The 17,976-nt window shown below is 62.1% G+C and carries 17 protein-coding genes and 1 riboswitch; of the genes, 7 read left to right on the top strand and 10 right to left on the bottom strand.

The window, feature by feature from the left end; translation table 11 throughout:
• The first annotated feature begins 60 nt into the window (after nt 1-60).
• Entirely contained in the window at nt 61-1,644 is a 1,584-nt protein-coding gene (locus tag DMY87_RS05535) for a peptide chain release factor 3 (protein ID WP_110790225.1), read from the top strand.
• Nucleotides 1,645-1,698: 54 nt separating this feature from the next.
• Here the strand turns inward: DMY87_RS05535 and DMY87_RS05530 are convergent, their stop codons facing one another.
• A complete protein-coding gene (locus tag DMY87_RS05530; RefSeq protein ID WP_245408822.1) occupies nt 1,699-2,373 on the bottom strand; it encodes an HAD-IA family hydrolase in 675 nt (224 codons plus the stop codon).
• A 123-nt stretch (nt 2,374-2,496) separates the two neighbouring features.
• A riboswitch (TPP riboswitch) is annotated at nt 2,497-2,593 on the top strand.
• 54 nt (nt 2,594-2,647) lie between these two features.
• Here DMY87_RS05530 and thiD point away from each other — a divergent pair.
• On the top strand, nt 2,648-3,475 hold the full coding sequence (gene thiD / locus DMY87_RS05525) for a bifunctional hydroxymethylpyrimidine kinase/phosphomethylpyrimidine kinase (RefSeq protein ID WP_110790224.1): 828 nt from the start codon (nt 2,648-2,650) through the stop codon (nt 3,473-3,475).
• Nucleotides 3,476-3,481: 6 nt separating this feature from the next.
• Here thiD and DMY87_RS05520 read toward each other — a convergent pair whose 3' ends face one another.
• Together DMY87_RS05520 and DMY87_RS05515 are read right to left on the bottom strand one after the other, a co-directional pair.
• Nucleotides 3,482-3,877: a GFA family protein gene (locus DMY87_RS05520; RefSeq protein WP_110790223.1), complete on the bottom strand. Its 396-nt coding sequence runs from the start codon at nt 3,875-3,877 to the stop codon at nt 3,482-3,484.
• A 71-nt stretch (nt 3,878-3,948) separates the two neighbouring features.
• The gene (locus DMY87_RS05515; protein WP_110790222.1) at nt 3,949-4,860 is read right to left on the bottom strand and encodes a pirin family protein; all 912 of its coding nucleotides are present in this window, start codon (nt 4,858-4,860) and stop codon (nt 3,949-3,951) included.
• A gap of 246 nt (nt 4,861-5,106) precedes the next feature.
• Between DMY87_RS05515 and DMY87_RS05510 the strand changes: the two genes are divergently transcribed.
• A complete protein-coding gene (locus DMY87_RS05510; RefSeq protein ID WP_110790221.1) occupies nt 5,107-5,931 on the top strand; it encodes a class II glutamine amidotransferase in 825 nt (274 codons plus the stop codon).
• 285 nt (nt 5,932-6,216) lie between these two features.
• Here DMY87_RS05510 and DMY87_RS05500 read toward each other — a convergent pair whose 3' ends face one another.
• The 7 genes from DMY87_RS05500 to ubiE all read right to left on the bottom strand — a co-directional run bounded on the left by DMY87_RS05500 (nt 6,217) and on the right by ubiE (nt 13,312).
• Nucleotides 6,217-6,570, bottom strand: a complete 354-nt coding sequence (locus tag DMY87_RS05500; protein ID WP_110790220.1) for an MmcQ/YjbR family DNA-binding protein — start codon at nt 6,568-6,570, stop codon at nt 6,217-6,219.
• Complete coding sequence (coaBC, locus tag DMY87_RS05495; protein ID WP_110790219.1) at nt 6,567-7,781, bottom strand: bifunctional phosphopantothenoylcysteine decarboxylase/phosphopantothenate--cysteine ligase CoaBC; 1,215 nt, start codon at nt 7,779-7,781, stop codon at nt 6,567-6,569. The genes DMY87_RS05500 and coaBC overlap by 4 nt, the downstream gene beginning before the upstream one ends.
• Before the next feature lie 91 nt (nt 7,782-7,872).
• Complete coding sequence (locus tag DMY87_RS05490) at nt 7,873-8,913, bottom strand: sensor histidine kinase (RefSeq protein ID WP_110790218.1); 1,041 nt, start codon at nt 8,911-8,913, stop codon at nt 7,873-7,875.
• A 16-nt stretch (nt 8,914-8,929) separates the two neighbouring features.
• Entirely contained in the window at nt 8,930-9,367 is a 438-nt protein-coding gene (locus tag DMY87_RS05485; protein ID WP_110790217.1) for a response regulator, read from the bottom strand.
• A gap of 2 nt (nt 9,368-9,369) precedes the next feature.
• Nucleotides 9,370-10,857, bottom strand: a complete 1,488-nt coding sequence (locus DMY87_RS05480) for a sensor histidine kinase (protein ID WP_110790216.1) — start codon at nt 10,855-10,857, stop codon at nt 9,370-9,372.
• 98 nt (nt 10,858-10,955) lie between these two features.
• Nucleotides 10,956-12,530 (bottom strand): 2-polyprenylphenol 6-hydroxylase, encoded by a 1,575-nt coding sequence (ubiB, locus tag DMY87_RS05475; protein WP_110790215.1) that lies wholly within the window; start codon nt 12,528-12,530, stop codon nt 10,956-10,958.
• Nucleotides 12,531-12,535: 5 nt separating this feature from the next.
• Nucleotides 12,536-13,312 carry a bifunctional demethylmenaquinone methyltransferase/2-methoxy-6-polyprenyl-1,4-benzoquinol methylase UbiE gene (gene ubiE, locus DMY87_RS05470; RefSeq protein WP_110790392.1) on the bottom strand — a complete coding sequence of 259 codons (777 nt, stop codon included), beginning with the start codon at nt 13,310-13,312 and terminating at the stop codon, nt 12,536-12,538.
• Between the two features lie 138 nt (nt 13,313-13,450).
• Between ubiE and mutM the strand changes: the two genes are divergently transcribed.
• The 4 genes from mutM to dnaA all read left to right on the top strand — a co-directional run bounded on the left by mutM (nt 13,451) and on the right by dnaA (nt 17,973).
• On the top strand, nt 13,451-14,341 hold the full coding sequence (mutM, locus tag DMY87_RS05465; RefSeq protein WP_110790214.1) for a bifunctional DNA-formamidopyrimidine glycosylase/DNA-(apurinic or apyrimidinic site) lyase: 891 nt from the start codon (nt 13,451-13,453) through the stop codon (nt 14,339-14,341).
• 29 nt (nt 14,342-14,370) lie between these two features.
• Entirely contained in the window at nt 14,371-15,144 is a 774-nt protein-coding gene (locus DMY87_RS05460; RefSeq protein WP_110790213.1) for an enoyl-CoA hydratase, read from the top strand.
• A 192-nt stretch (nt 15,145-15,336) separates the two neighbouring features.
• Nucleotides 15,337-15,603: a 30S ribosomal protein S20 gene (rpsT, locus tag DMY87_RS05455; protein WP_062276883.1), complete on the top strand. Its 267-nt coding sequence runs from the start codon at nt 15,337-15,339 to the stop codon at nt 15,601-15,603.
• A gap of 813 nt (nt 15,604-16,416) precedes the next feature.
• Entirely contained in the window at nt 16,417-17,973 is a 1,557-nt protein-coding gene (dnaA, locus tag DMY87_RS05450; RefSeq protein ID WP_110790212.1) for a chromosomal replication initiator protein DnaA, read from the top strand.
• The last annotated feature ends 3 nt before the right edge of the window (nt 17,974-17,976 follow it).

Below are 17,976 nucleotides of genomic sequence, written 5' to 3'. Positions count from 1 at the left end.
AATTGCATATTGGCCGTCGAAACGCTAGATAACCGCCGACCAAAAGGAATTCCTGAGATTATGGCTGAAACCCTCGCAGAGGCGGTCTCCCGCCGCCGCACCTTTGCTATTATCGCCCACCCGGACGCCGGCAAGACGACGCTCACCGAAAAGCTGCTGCTGTTCGGCGGCGCCATCCAGCTCGCCGGTGAAGTGAAAGCCAAGAAGGATCGCATCCAGACCCGCTCGGACTGGATGAAGATCGAGCGCGAGCGCGGCATCTCGGTCGTCACCTCTGTCATGACCTTCGAATATGAAGGCAATGTCTTCAACATTCTCGACACACCCGGCCACGAAGACTTCGCCGACGACACCTATCGCACGCTGACGGCCGTCGATGCCGCCGTCATGGTCATCGATGCCGCCAAGGGTATCGAGCCGCGGACCTTGAAGCTGTTCGAAGTCTGCCGCATGCGCGACATCCCGATCATCACCTTCGTCAACAAGATGGACCGCGAAAGCCGGGATATCTTCGAGATCCTCGATGAGGTCGAAGAGAAGCTGGCGCTGGATACGGCCCCGATCACCTGGCCCGTCGGCCGTTCCAAGAGCTTCTGCGGCTCGTATAACCTGGTCGAAAACACCTTCCGGGGCTCCGACAAGCAGGTCGAGGCGCTGGCCGTCAACAGCCCGAAGAATGTCGCGGAAAACCTGCCGGAAAACGAGCGCGCCACCTTCATTGACGAGCTGGAACTGGCGCAGGAAGCCTGCAAGCCCTTCGATCACAAGGCCTTCCTCGAAGGCCATATGACGCCGGTCTTCTTCGGCTCGGCGCTGCGCAACTTCGGTGTGCGCGACCTGATCAATGCGCTCGGCGATTTCGCCCCGCCGCCGCGCGACCAGGTGGCCGATGTCAGAACCGTGCATGCCTCGGAAGAAAAGATGACGGCCTTCGTCTTCAAGATCCAGGCCAACATGGACCCGAACCACCGCGACCGCATCGCCTTTGCCCGCATCTGCTCCGGCAAGCTGGAACGTGGCATGAAGGCCAAGCTCGCCCGCACCGGCAAGCTGATGGGCCTCACCGCCCCGCAATTCTTCTTCGCCTCGCAGCGCCAGCTGGCCGACACCGCCTTTGCCGGCGACGTGGTGGGCATCCCCAACCACGGCACACTTCGCATCGGTGATACGCTGACCGAAGGCGAAAACCTCGTCTTCCAGGGTGTGCCGAACTTCTCGCCGGAAATCCTGCGCCGCGTGCGGCTGGAAGATGCGATGAAGGCGAAGAAGCTGAAGGAAGCCTTGCAGCAGATGGCCGAAGAAGGCGTCGTGCAGCTCTTCTCGCCGGAAGATGGCTCCCCCGCCATCGTCGGCGTCGTCGGCGCGCTGCAGCTCGATGTCTTGAAGGAACGCCTGCAGGGCGAATACACCCTGCCGGTTTCCTTCGAAATGTCGCGCTTCTCGGTCTGCCGCTGGATTTCGGCCGACAACAAGGACGATCTGGAAAAGTTCATGACCCAGCGTCGTGGCGATATCTGCCGGGACCTCGACGGCGATCCCGTCTTCATGGCGCAGGACCAGTTTTCGCTGCGTTACGAAGCCGAGCGTTATCCGGCGATCAAGATGGTCGCCATCAAGGAATACCACGTCGCGAAGGCGGCGTGATCTAATCAAGATGCGCCGGGCGGTATCGAAGAACTGCCCGGCGTTCTCCTGTCGTCAGCCGCGCGCGACGATCCGCAAGCGTTTCTCGGCGTCGACGGTTACCCTCAGCCCTTCATAGCTCGCAATGGTCGGGTGGTCCGTGCCTAAGGGATTGCGATGCGTTGCCGTGATCACGGCAACCTGCGCGCCGGCAGCCTCGCCCGCCTGAACACCTGCCAGCACATCCTCGAACACCAGGCACTGCGCCGGATCGACCCCAAGCCGCTCCGCGCCGAGGCGATAGCCGGTCGGATCGGGCTTGCCGATCTTAACATCCTCCGCCGTCACGATTTTTGCCGGGAAGGGCAGGCCCGCAGCGCCGATCCGCGCGCGCGCCAGGGCTGCGGGCGCAGAGGTGACGATCGCCCAGCATTCCGGCGGCAGGCTTGAGAGAAACGCGATGGCACCGGGAAGGGCCACAACCCCGTCGAGATCCTCCGTTTCCCCGCGTTCGACCTCTAGCGCTTCCACGAATGGATCGACACCCGGCAGGTTCAGCCCACGGATCGTATCGATGCCGCGTCTGCCATGCATGGTCGGAAGGAAGGCTTCGACGTCGAGTCCGTGTTTGCGGGCCCAGCGACTCCAGACCCGCTCGGTGGAGGCGGTGGAATTCAGAAGCGTTCCGTCCATGTCGAAGAGAAAGCCGTGAAAAGGTCGGTCGAAAAGACGCTCGGGGGAGTGATGCAAGAGCGGGGTCCTCGTTCTGTCGTGTCGATCCCTCCCTAGCCGGAGAGCGCTTCGGCGGCAAATGTTTAAGTGGGGAGCAGCGAGAGACAGGTGACAGGACGTCCGCCCTCGCCTAGTCTTGACCATGAGAGACAGGGGCGTCTGGCGAGAGCCGGGCTGAGAAGCACCCTTTGAACCTGAACCAGATCATGCTGGCGGAGGGAGTCGATCGGTCGTTTCGGCAGCCGGACTGCTGTAGATCGCCGCCGCTCCGCCCTTGCAAGGGAGCGCGCCCATGACGACCACGTCCATCCGCAACGTCCTGTCCATCGCCGGCTCCGATCCATCGGGCGGCGCGGGTATCCAGGCGGATATCAAGGCGATTTCCGCGCGCGGTTGTTATGCCATGGCGGCGCTCACCGCGCTCACCGCCCAGAACACCCGGGGCGTCTCGGCCGTCTGCCCGCTCGCCCCCGACTTCGTCGAAGAGCAGATCCGCATGGTCTTTGCCGACATCCGCGTCGATGCGGTGAAGATTGGCATGATCGCGAATGCCCGGATTGCCGAGGCCGTCGCCCGCGCCCTCGAACCTCATCGCGGCATTCCCGTTGTGCTCGATCCTGTCATGATCGCCAAGGGCGGGGCGGCGCTGCTCGATCCGGAGGCGGTCGCCGTGCTGAAGGATCGTCTGCTGCCGCTTGCCACGCTCTTGACCCCCAACTTGCCGGAAGCCGCCGCCCTCCTTGGCGCACAGGAAGCGGCCGATCGTGCGACCATGGCCGAGCAAGCCAGCCGGCTGGCGGCCCTCGGCCCGGCCGCCATATTGATGAAAGGTGGCCACCTCGCCGGGCCAGAAAGCCCGGATTGCCTTTTGAGCGGGGAGGGCATCAGCTGGTTCGAAGGCGTGCGGATTGCCGGCAGCAACACCCATGGCACCGGCTGCTCGCTGTCGAGCGCCATCGCTGCGGAGCTCGGCAAAGGCAAGCCGCTCGGCGAAGCCGTCTCCTCGGCCAAACTCTGGCTGCAGCAGGCCATTACCATGGCGGACCAGCTCGAAGTGGGCAGCGGTCATGGACCCGTACATCATTTCCATGCGCTCTGGCGCGCCGGTGCGGCGGACTGAACAGCCTCAGCTGTCTTCCTGGCGTTCGAGCCCGCTGATATCGAAGACGAAGGGCAGGGCGGAGCCCAGCCATGACTGGTGGTGCGGTTTGAGCTCAAGGCGTTGGTCGATGGTCCCAAGCCGGATACCGATCTTCCCGTCGGCACTCTCTCGCCAGAGCGGCGAGCCGCAATCGCCGCAGAAGAACTGGTCACTCGGCTGGCCGCTGTCGCCGAGTTTGCGATAGCGGCGCGGTATGCCGCAGAGGAGGCGGAAACGATCGGGAAGGGCGGCCGCCGTCACCCGATAGGCAGAGCCCGTCAGGCGTTGGCAATCGGTGCAATGACAGATGCCGATCCGCTGGGGTTCGATCTCCGCTTCATAACGAACAGCGCCGCAATGGCAGGCACCGGTGATCCGCAAGGGCAACCTCCGGGCAAAGAAAAGCCCGGCGCTGGAGGACCGCCGGGCGAGATGAACTTGACTGCACCCTATTAATGATCGGCCTTGATAAAGGTTCCATTCTGCAGTTCACGCATGGCCTGCATCAGCTCCTCACGGCTGTTCATCACGATCGGCCCGTGCCAGGCGACAGGCTCCTTGATCGGCTTGCCCGTCACCAGCAGGAAGCGGATACCCTGCTCGCCGGCCTGTACGGTGATTTCGTCGCCGGTGTCGAAGACCACCAGCGTGCGATTGCCGGAGAGATCGCGGATGTTGAGCTCTTCGCCCATGTATTCCTTCTCGACCTTCACCCCGAACGGCTTGGAGGCGTCACGGAAAGAGCCGGAACCGGCAAAGATATAGGCGAAAGCCGAGCGATAGGTATCGACCGGGAAGGTCTTGCGCTTGCCGGGCGGTACCGAGATGTCGAGATAGACAGGCTCGGCGGCGATGCCGTCCACGGGTCCGCTCTTGCCCCAGAAGTCGCCACAGATGACACGCACGGCCGTTCCGTCATCGTCGACGACGACAGGAATGTCGGCCGACTTGATGTCCTGGTAGCGCGGGGTCGTCATCTTCAGAGACGAGGGCAGGTTGGCCCAGAGCTGGAAGCCATGCATCCGCCCGGCGAAATCGCCCTTCGGCATTTCCTGATGCATGATGCCGCTGCCGGCCGTCATCCATTGCAGATCGCCGGCGCCCAGCATGCCCTGGTTGCCCAGACTGTCGCCATGTTCGACGGTGCCGGCCAGAACATAGGTGATCGTCTCGATGCCGCGATGCGGATGCCAGGGAAAGCCACGGATGTAATCGCTCGGATCGTCATTGCGGAAATCGTCCATCATCAGGAAGGGGTCGGTCATCGAGGGATCACCGAAGCCGAAGACGCGGTGCAGCTTGACGCCGGCACCTTCCATGGTCGGTGTGGCGCGGCTCTCATGCTTGACGGGACGAATGGACATGGGGACTGGCTCCTTGGCCGAATGCGTTGCGTGTTGAGCAAGATATAACCGCTCTGGCCGCCGCGCCACAGGAGCGGAGGGCGGAACGCAGTGTTCACATTTGCCCCTGCTGCACTGCAGAAAAAGATTGCGACGGCCGACAAAATTCTGTCATGAACGTGCGGATGTTTGCAAATCGTTAGCCTATCGGGCCAACACTGTTGTCGGGCAGCCCTTGTGTCGGCGCCTTCCGGAGTTGTGAAACGCATGTGTCGTTGGGCAGCCTATCGCGGAGAAGCGATCTTCCTCGAGGAACTCGTCACCTCGCCCGCACACTCGCTCATTGAACAGTCCCATTGCGCCACCCGCGCCAAGACCGCCACCAATGCTGATGGCTTCGGCATCGCCTGGTATGGCGACCGGCCGGAGCCGGGCCGTTTTCGTGATGTCCTGCCGGCGTGGTCCGACTGCAATCTGAAAAGCCTCGCCCGCCAGATCCGCTCGCCGCTGTTCCTCGCCCATGTGCGCGCCGCGACCCATGGGTCGACCCGTCGCGACAACTGTCATCCCTTTGTGCACGACACCTGGTCCTTCATGCACAATGGCCAGATCGATCATTTCGACCGCATTCGCCGGCCGATGGAAGCCATGCTCGACGACGAGCATTTCCACGCCCGCGTCGGCACAACCGACAGCGAACTTCTGTTCCTGCTGGCCCTGCAATTCGGCATGAAGGATCGCCCGCTTGCCGCCATGGCAGAGGCCGTCGGTTTCGTCGAGCAGATCAGCCTGCACCTGGCAGGCGCCGCCGGCATCCGCCTGACCGCCGCCTTCTCGGATGGCGACACGCTGTATGCTGTCCGCTATTCGACCGATGAATTCGCCCCCACGCTCTACGCCGCCCCCATGGGGCCGAAGGGCAGCTATTGCCTCGTCTCCGAGCCGCTGAACGACGAAGCCGATACCTGGGTCGAAATCCCGGCTTCGAGTGCCGTGATCTTGAGCGCCAAGGGGCTGGAGGCTGCCGAGTTCAAGCCGGTCTCCGCGCGGATCGACATGGCGCCGGACCGGCCAATCGCGCTGGCCGGCTGAAAACGTCGTTCTCTAGAGCCGTTCATTTCTAAATGGAATCAGCTCTGTTGGCTCAAACGGAGTCGGATGGTCGACCGGCCGGCGCGTGTCGTAGCTACTGCCTACGGCCAAGCCGGCCGGTCGATCAGGCGGCCCGTTTCAGCCAACCCGAAGGGCCGGGCATCTTTCCGCCGGGATCAGCGGCGATCGGCTCGCACATACATCCGGGTATGCACGTCGCCCATCGCCACTGCCCCGACGAAAACCTGCTCCGGCAGAACTGCTTCCATTTAAAAATGAACGGCTCTAGTCTTCGATCCCGAGTTCCCGCCTGAGCTTGCGCGTCAGGCTGCCGCTGACGGTCCGGTAGGATCGAACAAGATATTCCTCGACATCCGCTGCCGTCAGTTCCGTATCCGGGCGGACGCTCACCCATTTGCGCTTGGCGAAATACGGCGCCTGGGACACGCCGTCGAGCGAAGTCAGGATCTCGAAACTTTCCTCGCTCACCTTGAAGGCGAGGTGTCGGTCCGCATCGCTGAGAAGGCCAAAGACCTTGTCTCCGACCTTGGCGACACGGCTGTCCCATTGGTCGACGAGGCTGGTCCCGGCCAGGTCTTCGACGAAGCTCGTGAAATCGCCGCGATCGAACAGGTTCATGCGGGCGCGCCTTGCACATGCGTGGCAATCCACGCAGCCAGCCGGTCTGCAACCTCGTCCTTGGAGAGATCGGGCCAGTCCTCGACACCACTCTTCGTGATCAGCCGGACGCGATTGCGATCCCCGCCCATGATGCCGGTCTCCGGCGAAACGTCATTGGCCACGATCAGGTCCGCCCCCTTGCGTTCCAGCTTCGCCCGTCCATTGGCGTCCACATCCTGCGTCTCGGCGGCAAAGCCCACCACCAGGCGCGGGCGTTGAGCGTGATGCCCGACGGTCTTCAGGATATCCGGGTTTTCGGTGAGCAAGAGAGGGGGCGGCGCCTCGCCCGGCTGCTTCTTGATCTTCTGGTCGGAACCCGAAGCCACCCGCCAGTCGGCGACAGCAGCCACCATCACGGCGATATCGGCCGGCAGGTTGGCGATGACGGCATCGCGCATCTCTTCGGCCCGCTCCACATGCAGAACGCGCACCCCATGGGGGTCGGGAATCGTCACCGGCCCCGAGACCAGCGTGACCTCGGCCCCCAGCCGGGCAAGTGCTGCGGCAATCGCGTGCCCCTGCTTGCCGGAGGAGCGGTTCGCGATATAGCGGACGGGATCGATGGGCTCATGTGTCGGGCCTGAAGTGACGATCGCCTTCAGACCGGAAAGTGGTTTCGGTCCGGACAGCAGGCCTTCCACGGCCGCGACGATCTCCAGCGGTTCGGCCATGCGACCGACACCGCGCTCGCCGCTCTCGGCCATCTCCCCGGCCATGGGGCCGATCATGGCGATTCCATCCGCCTTCAGCGTCGCGACATTGCGTCCGGTCGCGGCATTCTCCCACATCTTCGGGTTCATCGCCGGCGCAACGAGGATCGGCCGATCGCTGGCAAGCAGCACGGCGGAGGCCAGATCATCGGCCAGCCCATGCGCCATCTTGGCCATCAGGTCGGCAGTGACAGGCGCCACCAGCACGAGGTCACAGTCGCGCGCCAGCCGGATATGGCCGACATCCTGCTCGTCCTCGCGGGAAAACAGATCGAGATAGACATGGCTCGCCGAAAGCGCGCCCACCGCAAGCGGTGTGACGAATTCCTGTGCCGCCCGCGTCATGATGGGGGTCACGCTCGCCCCGCGTTCCCGCAGCCGCCGGATCAGGTCGAGGCTCTTGTAGGCGGCAATGCCGCCGGCGATGATCAGAACGATGCGTTTACCGGCCAAGGTCATGAAAGTAAGGCCCCTTTTGTCGGCGCGACCCTAGCGCAAAACGGGCGTGAGGCAAACGCTGCCGCAAAGGCTGGTAAACGCCGGGAAAGGATCAGGAGGTCACGTCGAGCTTGAGCGGCACTTCGGCGACGGTTCCGCGCTGGCCTTCCAGATAGCGCAGCCCGTCACCCAGCGTGGACGCCATGGACTTGACGATCCGGCTGCCGAGCCCGGTGCCCTTCGGCGCGCTGTTGACGTCGATGCCGATCCCGTCATCCTCGACCCTGAGCATGGCCTCATCCGCAGAAATCGTCTTCAGATGCACGCGGATATCGCCGCTCTGGCCGGGGGCATAGGCATATTTGAAGGCATTGGTGACGAGTTCGGTGACGATCATGCCGACCGAAACGGCCTTGTCTGCCGTCATCGAAATCCTGTCAGCCTCGATCAGAAGGCGGATCGGCTTTTCCGCACTGCTGAGCGAGTTGGAAAGCTCCGCCGTCAGGCGCCCGAGATAGCGGTCCAGTTCGACACGGCTGACATCATCGGAGGTATAGAGGCTGCGATGCATGCCGGCGATCGCCGTGATGCGCGCCTGTGTCTCTGAAAGCTCCGCCTTCACTTCATCGCTGCGTGCGCTGGAAATCTGTAGCCGCAGCAGGCTGGCGACCAGCGCCAGCGAATTGGCGACGCGGTGGTTCACCTCCGCCAGCAGGGCTTCCGCCCGCTCCTTGCCGAGCCGGATCTCTTCGTCTGCCCGCTCCTTTGCCACCCGCAGCCGCGCATTGGCCACCGACTGCTCGATGGCGCTGGTCAGCAGCGACAGGAAGTCTTCGCTGACGGTCTTGATGACATAGTCGGCAGCCCCGGCCTTGATCGCCTCGATCGCAATCTGCGCCTCGTTCGAGCCCGTCACATAGACGACGGGCAAGTCGACACGCGTCTCGCGCATCAGCGCCAGCACCTCGTGGCCGGTCGTCTGGCGCAGGTAGTGGTCCAGCACGATGACGTCGAAGTCCTGACTGTTCAGGCGCTCCAACGCATCGCTCGCCGTCTCCGCATGCGAGACGTCGTGGCCCAGACGCCCCATATGTTTCTGCACCAACCGAGCGATGGCAGCGTCGTCGTCGATATAAAGGACGCGAAAGCTCATCGCGGTTGGCCCGGTGTCATGGGATCTGCATGACAGAAAAGAAGAGACCGAGCTGCCGGATGGCATTGGCGAAATTGTCGTAGTCGACAGGTTTGGTAATATAGACATTGGCCCCGAGGTCGTAGCACCGCTGGATTTCGCGCTCGTCGTCCGTTGTCGTCAGGATGACCACAGGCATGCGCCGCGTATGCAGATTGGATTTGATCTGGTCGAGAATATCGGTGCCGGACATGTCAGGCAGATTGAGATCGAGCAGGATCAGAAGATAGCGATCTTCCGAGGCCTTGCCGCTGCGATCCTTGCCGAGCACATAATCGAGCGCATCCGTCCCGTTGGTGAACGGAACGATGTCGTTGTTGACGCCGGCCCGCCGGACGTTCTTTTCGATGAGACGAGCATGGCCCTCGTCATCCTCGATCATGATGATTGTAACTTCCTTGCCCACCGCTTTCATAGTCAACTCCGTACCAAGCGTGATAGATCCGATGGCAGTCGCAATACGAATGTCGAACCCTCGTCCAAACGGGACTTGACGGTGATTTCACCACCCAGGTTCCGCGCCAGAGAGCGGACATGGGCGAGGCCAATGCCTTCGCCAGATTGATCTTGCTGGCCGGATCGTCGGAAGAGTTCGAAAATTCGTTCGTGGTCGTGTTCTGCTATGCCGCGACCATTGTCCTGGACCTCGATCCGCACCATGTGGCGCCCTTCGGGCATGGTGCGTACGGCGAGCTCCAGAGGTCGTACCGGATTCCTATACTTGATAGCATTGTCGAAAAGGTTACCGAGAATTTGTTCAAGCGACAACCTGTCGGTTGTCATTTCGTTCAGCCGGATGTCGAGATCGACCTTTCCGTCGCTCTCGCTGATCTGGTGATTGACGCTGGCCATGATCGTTTCCAGCATCGGCTGGAGTTCAATCGGTTCTGGCTTCAGCTGCCGCCGTCCATCGCGGGAAATCTTCAGGATGGCATTGATCAGGCCGTCCATCTTGCGGGTCGAGGAGCGAATGAAGCCGATCGCCTCGGGAAGGTCTTCGGACGCGGCGAGCTTTGCCTCGGCAATCTGGCTTTCGCTGAGCGGCGCATCTTCGTTCAAAACATAGGTTTGAAGCGACTTCATCGATGCGTCCAGCTCCGCCGTAAATCCCATGATGTTGACCAGGGGCGCCCGAAGGTCGTGCGTCACGATATAGGCAAAACGCTGGATTTCCTGGTTGGCCTGCATCAGGTCTTCGGTCCGCTCGGCAACCCGAGCTTCCAGGCCGGCATTGAGCAGTTCGATTTCCTTCTGCGATGCGGCGAGCGCCCGGACATGTTGCAGCACAACCAGAATGGCCCCGCCCATGACCGCGATGATGGCGATGCCGCCGCCGATGGTAATCCACTTCAGCTGCTGCGTTGCGGCGATCTGTTCGGCGGTGCCCAGATCCACGTTCTTGTCGGACTGGTCCTTGAAGAAGTCTAGGGTGGTGCGGATGCGCTCCATGTATTCCCGGCCGACTTCGGTCTGCACCAGTGCGATTGCCTCTTCGCGGGAACCGGATTGGACGAGCTCGATGGAGCGGGCCAGTTCATCGAGCTTGCCGGAGACGGCGGCCCGCAGGTCGGGCATGCGTTCCGCCTTGATCGGCCGATCCTTCACGACCTCATCGAGCTTGTCGAGCGAGCCCCGGATGTCGTCGACCGCATTGGTATAAGGCTGCAGAAACTTCGGGTCCCCCGTAATGACGAAACCGCGCTGACCGGTTTCGGCATCCGTGATCTCTTGCAGAAGATTGACGGCCATCCGGCGAATATTGCGCTCGCCGAGAATGTACTCGAATGTCGAACGCGTCCTGTCCACCATGGCAAGCGTGGTGCCAATGATTGCGACAAGAATGGCTGTGCCGATCAGGAGAAAAAGCAGGGTGGACCGGACGAAGCCGCTTTGCTGGACTGACATGGAGCTCCGACGGAACAAATTGAGGTCTATCAGGTTCAACGTCCCACGAGACCGTTTGTTCCACCGATGTAACAAGAAATTTTGTTATATTAGCAAAGTCAGGCGAGTTGGACGGCGATCGCGACCAACGCCGCCGCTATCACCCAGAGTGCAATTCGCCCTGATCGTGTATGCCGCGCCTCGGCGCGTCCGATCCGCTCGGCCGTCTGCGCGTCGAAGCGCAAGCCCTCTTCGCTCATCCGCATGATCTCGCCATGCAGCTTTTCCGTCTTTGTCGCGATTTCGGGTAGCGCTTCTGCCAGCCGCATGGCGGCCTTCGCGCCATCCTTCAGGTCGGTGACGATGCGTTTTGGCCCGAGATTGTCGCGGATCCAGTCGGACACCACAGGCTCGGCCGCCTTCCACATGTTGAAGCGCGGGTTAAGGATGCGCGAAACACCCTCGACGACCACCATCGTCTTCTGCAGCATCACCAGCTCGGGCCGCGTCTCCATGTCGAAGATCTCGGTCACCTCGAACAGCAGCGTCAGAAGCTTGCCCATGGAGATCGTCTCGGCCGGCTGACCATGGATCGGCTCGCCGATCGCCCGGATGGCCTGGGCGAAACTCGCGACATTGTGGTGAGCAGGCACATAGCCGGCCTCGAAATGCACTTCCGCCACGCGCAGATAATCGCGGGTGATGAAGCCGTAGAGGATCTCCGCCAGAAACCGGCGTTCCTTCTTGCCCAGCCGTCCGGCAATGCCCATGTCGACGGCCACGATCATGCCGGAGGCATCGACGAAGAGATTGCCGGGATGCATGTCGGCATGGAAGAAACCGTCGCGCAGCGTGTGGCGCAGGAAGGACTGGATCAGCGTGTCGGCCAGCATGTTCAGATCATGCCCGGCGGCCTTCAGCCCTTCGACATCCGACATCTTGATGCCGTCGATCCATTCCATGGTGACGACGTCACGCCCGGTCCGCTCCCAGTCAACCTGGGGAACGCGGAAACCGGGATCATCCTTGGTATTTTCGGCGATCTCGGAGAGCGCTGCCGCTTCCAGCCGCAGATCCATCTCCACCTTGGTGGTCTGCTCCAGCGTCTTCGTCACCTCGACCGGGCGCAGGCGCCGCGAATTCGGGATGAAGCGTTCCTGCAGACGGGCGACCAGATACATCGCCTCGAGATCGGCGGCAAAACGCTTGCGCACGCCCGGTCGGATCACCTTCACGGCGACTTTGCGCGGCCCTTCCGGGGTCTCGACCTCGGCGGGGTGAACCTGTGCGATCGAGGCGGCCGCAATCGGCTCGTCGAAGCGGACATAGAGATCTTCGATCGTCCGGCCGAGAGACTCGCGGATCGTGCTGCGCGATGCTTCCGTCGGGAAAAAAGCCATCCGGTCCTGCAGCCCCGACAGATCCTCGGCGAAATCGGCGCCAACGACATCGGGACGCGTGGCCAGAAACTGCCCGATCTTCACATAGGAAGGCCCAAGGCGCGCGACCGCATTGGCCAGCCGATCGGCGCGCTCGACGGATTTTGCCCGGCTGCGGGCAAGCGGTGCCACGGCCGCCTTGGCGAACCCGACCAGCGGCGGCAGCCCTTCCGACGGAAGTGCTGCAACGACACCTTCCCGCACCAGCACCCAGCCGACCCGCGCCAGGCGGACATATGCACCGATCGTGCTCATGCGGTTCAGATCTTCCAGCCGGAATGCAGGGCCGCGATCCCGCCGGTGTAATTGGTGAAGCGCACGCTTGCGAAGCCGGCGCGCTCGATCATCCGGGCGAAATCAGCCTGGTTCGGGAACTTGCGGATCGATTCCACCAGATACTGGTAGGGCTCGGCGTCGCCCGTGATCATCTTGCCGAAGCGCGGGATCGCGTTGAACGACCAGGCATCATAGACCTTGTCGAGCAGCGGCAGTTCGACCTCGGAGAACTCCAGGACCAGCAACCGCCCGCCGCGCTTCAAGACGCGGAAGGCCTCGGACAGCGCCACGTCGATATGCGGCACGTTGCGGATGCCAAAAGCGATCGTATAGGCGTCGAAGGAATTGTCGTCGAAAGGCAGGCTCTCGGCATTGGCCTCGACAAAGGTCAGGTTCGGGGTGAGCCCCTTCTTCTCCGCCCGCTCGGCGCCGACGCCGAGCATGGAGCCGTTGATGTCGAGCACGGTCGCATGGGCCAGCCGATTGGAGGCCTCCACGATGCGAAACGCGATGTCGCCGGTGCCGCCGGCCACATCAAGCACTTTATAGTTGGGATCCTTGCGCGGATTGAGCGAGGCGACCATCGCATCCTTCCAGACCCGGTGCAGGCCGGCCGACATCACGTCGTTCATGATGTCGTAGCGCTTGGCCACCTTGTGGAAGACGTCGTTGACCAGGCCCTGCTTTTCCTGCTCGTCGACCTGGCGGAACCCGTAGGAGGTTTCCATGCCGCCATCGGCGGAAATGCGGCTTGCAGTCATCATCTCACTCCACGGTACGGACAGGTCGGGCAGACCATAGCGAAAAGGGCTCTCACGCGCTATCTGCGCAAGTGCACCCGCTTCAAGGCTGGTCTATAGACCGTAAAACAGGCGCTTCAAACAGAAAGATGGGCTGAAATGCCGGAATTGCCAGAGGTAGAGACAGTCCGTCGCGGCTTGGCGCCGACGATGGAAGGCGCGCGGCTTGAGCGGCTTGAGCTCCGCCGCCCCGATTTGCGCTTTCCCCTGCCGCGCGATTTTGCCGCAAGGGTCGAGGGCCGTCGCATCGAGGCGCTGTCGCGCCGCGCCAAATATCTGCTGATCGACCTGGAGGACGGTGCAACCGTGATTGCCCATCTCGGCATGTCCGGCTCCTTCCGCATCGAGGCGGGGGCGGCGACCGATATGCCGGGCGTCTTCCACCACGAGCGCAGCAAGGATGAAAAACACGATCACGTGCTCTTTCATCTGGAGCGGCAGGATGGGCCGGTGCGCGTCATCTATAATGACCCTCGCCGCTTCGGCTTCATGGATCTCGTCCACCGCGCCGAACTCGACGATTACCCCGCCTTCCGCGACTTAGGCCCCGAGCCCGTCGGCAATAGGCTCTCTGCCGATTATCTGGCCACGCGATTTGCCGATCGTAGCCAGCCCTTGAAGAGCGCCCTGCTTGATCAGAAGGTGATTGCGGGCCTCGGCAATATCTATGTCTGTGAGGCGTTGTGGCGCGCGCATCTGTCGCCCACTCGCAAGGTCTCGACCCTGGTCACCAAGACCGGCAAGCCAAAGCCGGAATTGACATTGCTCGCCTCCTCCATCCGCGAGGTCATCGCCGATGCCATCGAGGCCGGCGGCTCGTCGCTGCGCGACCATATCCAGACCGATGGCACGCTCGGCTACTTCCAGCACTTCTTCCGCGCCTATGATCGCGAGGGAAGGGAATGCCTCACGGATGGTTGTGGCGGTACCGTCGAAAGGATAGTTCAATCCGGCCGCTCGACATTCTATTGTCGCCGCTGCCAGAAGTAGCGCCGCAAGCGCCAGCCAGGGAGAGAGACATGTCCTTCGAAACGCTGTTGACCGAACGCCGCGACCGGGTTGCGATCATCACGCTGAACCGCCCCCAGGCGCTGAATGCGCTGAATTCCACCGTCATGCGCGAACTGCGCCAGCTGCTCGGCGAATTGGAAGCCGATGCCGGCATCGGTGCGGTGGTCCTGACCGGCTCGGAAAAGGCCTTCGCCGCCGGCGCTGATATCAAGGAGATGCAGTCGCTCGATTTCGTCGATGCCTATACCGGCGGCTTCATTGGCGGCTGGGACGAGGTTGCCGGCTTCCGCAAGCCGATCATCGCGGCCGTTTCCGGCTTCGCGCTCGGCGGCGGTTGCGAGCTCGCCATGATGTGCGACTTCATCATCGCCTCGAAGACCGCGAAATTCGGCCAGCCCGAAATCACGCTCGGCATCATCCCCGGCATGGGCGGCTCGCAGCGCCTCACCCGCGCGGTCGGCAAGGCCAAGGCCATGGATCTCTGCCTGACCGGCCGCATGATGGATGCTGTCGAAGCCGAGAGCGCCGGTCTCGTCGCCCGTCTGGTCGAACCCGAACGGCTGCTGGACGAGGCGGTGGAAGCGGCCACCAAGATCGCCGCCTTCTCGCTGCCGTCAGTGCTGATGGCCAAGGAAGCGGTCAACCGGGCTTTCGAGCAGACATTGACGGAAGGCCTGCGCTCGGAACGCCGGCTCTTCCACGCGCTTTTTGCCACCGAGGATCAGAAGGAAGGCATGGCGGCCTTCGTCGAGAAGCGCAAGCCGGTCTTCCGGAACAGATAAGCGCCCGGGAGGGCGCGTTATCTGCAGAATCCGCGTTGACGCATTCGCGCTTTCCCGCTATATGCCCGCCCACGGTTGGAAAAGCCTTCAGCGCTTTTCCCATGAAGCAGCTCCCCAAGTGCTGGTATGGCAGGTCGCAATGACCCGACGCGGCAATGGTGGGCTTTGGTTTGAATTTCGAGAGAGGCATCTATGGCCAACACTTCTTCGGCGAAAAAGGCGACCCGCAAGATCGCTGCCCGCACTGCAGTCAACAAGGCTCGTCGTTCGCGCGTCCGTGGTTTCATCCGCAAGGTCGAAGAAGCGATCGCTTCCGGTGACGCAGCGGTCGCCAAGGACGCCCTGCAGGCTGCCCAGCCGGAACTGCAGCGCGCCGCCACGAAGGGCGTCGTTCACGCCAACACCGCATCGCGCAAGATCTCGCGCCTGGCGGCTCGTGTGAAGGCTCTGGCCGTCTAATTTTCGACACCGTTTCGACAAAATTAAAAGAGCCTGGCGATTCGCCGGGCTCTTTGCGTTGTCCTTGTCACAGTCGTTAAAATTGTGTTTTAGGGTATTCTTTTGCGCTGCAGCGTGTCAATGGCGTGACAGAAAATATTGTTTATTTTCAATGGCTTGAAAGAGGTGCCTGCGCATTTGTCCACTTCCCCTTGGGGCAGGTTGGGCACTCTGGGAGTCAAGAGAATTTTTATTTTTTTACGTCTGAGAAGGTCCATTTCGGGACTGCCTGTGAATCTCCTTGATTCAAAAGCGATTCTTTTTCAGCGGAATGTGACGCAAAAATGAAGTACCAAGAGTCAATGGCCGCGCGCCGGTTTCGTGCAAAAATCAGTGTTGATCTTGGCTTTTGATCCTGCATTAATGATCTCCAGCAAGGGGCGTGGGACTGGTCTGGAAAGACGGTCCGGTCGGTAGGAATATCGGTTCTCAACGCCACCATTGCCGGAACGGAGTGTTTCCATTCCGTTTTCTCATAAAGCAACCGACATTGCATCGGAGACCTGACGGTTTCCGCGTGGTGACGGCTTTGTGCCTTGACCCGGAGGAATGCCGGGCGGGGAAGGGTGGACCGCATGTCGAGGATGCAGTCCATTGGTTAGAGGGAAGGTCATCGGCTGGGGCGATGACCGGATTGGTGCGAGCCTTTGGCTGAAGGCTCGGAACCGATCCATTCGGGGATGGTTGGTCTGGTTACGGATCGGCCCGAGATGAAGTGGTTGTCGGACGGCTCAAAGAACGCCCGGCACCTGGAATGATTTGGAAGGCGGCAAAATGCAGATGAATTCTATGACGGCCGGTGCGTTGGCGAACGGGGACAATGCACATTCGGCGCTGGACGCCGCGTGCGCCGAGGGCGCAGGAGACAATGCCGAAATGAAGCATGATGCTCTTTTCGACCGGTTCAGCAAAAGATTGAAAGCCCAGGTCGGGGTCGACGTGTATCAGAGCTGGTTCGGCCGCCTGAAGCTCCACTCCGCCTCCAAGAGCGTGGTGCGCCTCACCGTCCCCACAACCTTCCTGAAGTCGTGGATCAACAACCGTTATCTCGATCTGATCACGTCGATCTTCCAGGCTGAGGATCCGTCGATCCTCAAGGTCGAGATCATGGTGCGCAGCGCAAGCCGCAGCACCCGCGTCCCGGCCATCGAAGAACGCCCGGTGGGCACCGATGCCGCGCCGCAGCAGGCAGCAACCCGCCGGACGGGTCCGCAGAGCCTTGGCCAGATCGCCTCTCCTCCGGGGCCGTCGTCCGTCACGGGCCGCGCCACGAGCACCGCAAGCCCCCTCTTTGGCTCGCCGCTCGACAGCCGCTACACCTTTGATGGCTTTGTTGAAGGCGCATCGAACCGCGTGGCGCTCGCCGCCGCCAAGACCATTGCCGAAGCCGGCGCCGGTGCCGTACGCTTCAACCCGCTGTTCATCCATTCCTCGGTCGGACTGGGCAAGACGCACCTGCTGCAGGCGATCGCCAATGCCGCCGTCCATAGCCCGCGCGCACCCCGCGTCGTCTATCTGACGGCTGAATATTTCATGTGGCGTTTCGCAACCGCCATCCGCGACAACGACGCCCTGACGCTGAAGGACTCGCTGCGCAACATCGACCTCCTGATCATCGACGACATGCAGTTCCTGCAGGGCAAGATGATCCAGCACGAGTTCTGCCACCTCCTGAACATGCTGCTCGACAGCGCCAAGCAGGTCGTCGTCGCGGCCGACCGCGCGCCTTGGGAACTGGAATCGCTCGATCCGCGCGTCCGTTCGCGCCTCCAGGGTGGCGTCGCCATCGAGATGGAAGCGCCCGATTACGAGATGCGCCTCGACATGATGAAGTCGCGTCTTGAAGCCGCTCGCAAGGAAGACGCATCGCTCGATATCCCGGATGACATTCTCGAACACGTCGCCCGCAACATCACCAGCAGCGGCCGTGACCTCGAAGGCGCCTTCAACCAGCTGCTCTTCCGCCGCTCCTTCGAACCGAACCTGTCGATCGAACGCGTCGATGAACTGCTCGCCCACCTCGTCGGCGCCGGTGATCAGAAGCGCGTGCGCATCGAGGACATCCAGCGCGTGGTGGCTCGCCACTACAACGTCTCGCGCCAGGAACTGGTGTCGAACCGCCGCACGCGCGTCATCGTCAAGCCGCGCCAGATCGCCATGTATCTGTCGAAGACGCTCACCCCGCGTTCCTTCCCCGAGATCGGCCGCCGCTTCGGCGGACGCGATCACACCACGGTGCTGCACGCCGTGCGCAAGATCGAGGAGCTGATCTCCGCCGACCAGAAGCTGTCGCAGGAAATCGAACTGCTGCGACGCCTGATCAACGAATAAGAC

Origin of the sequence: Peteryoungia wuzhouensis (assembly GCF_003205195.1) — a bacterium.
Classification (GTDB): Bacteria; Pseudomonadota; Alphaproteobacteria; order Rhizobiales; family Rhizobiaceae; genus Allorhizobium; species Allorhizobium wuzhouense.
Note: the sequence above shows the minus strand (reverse complement) of the source record. Positions and strands in the feature narration are given on the sequence as shown.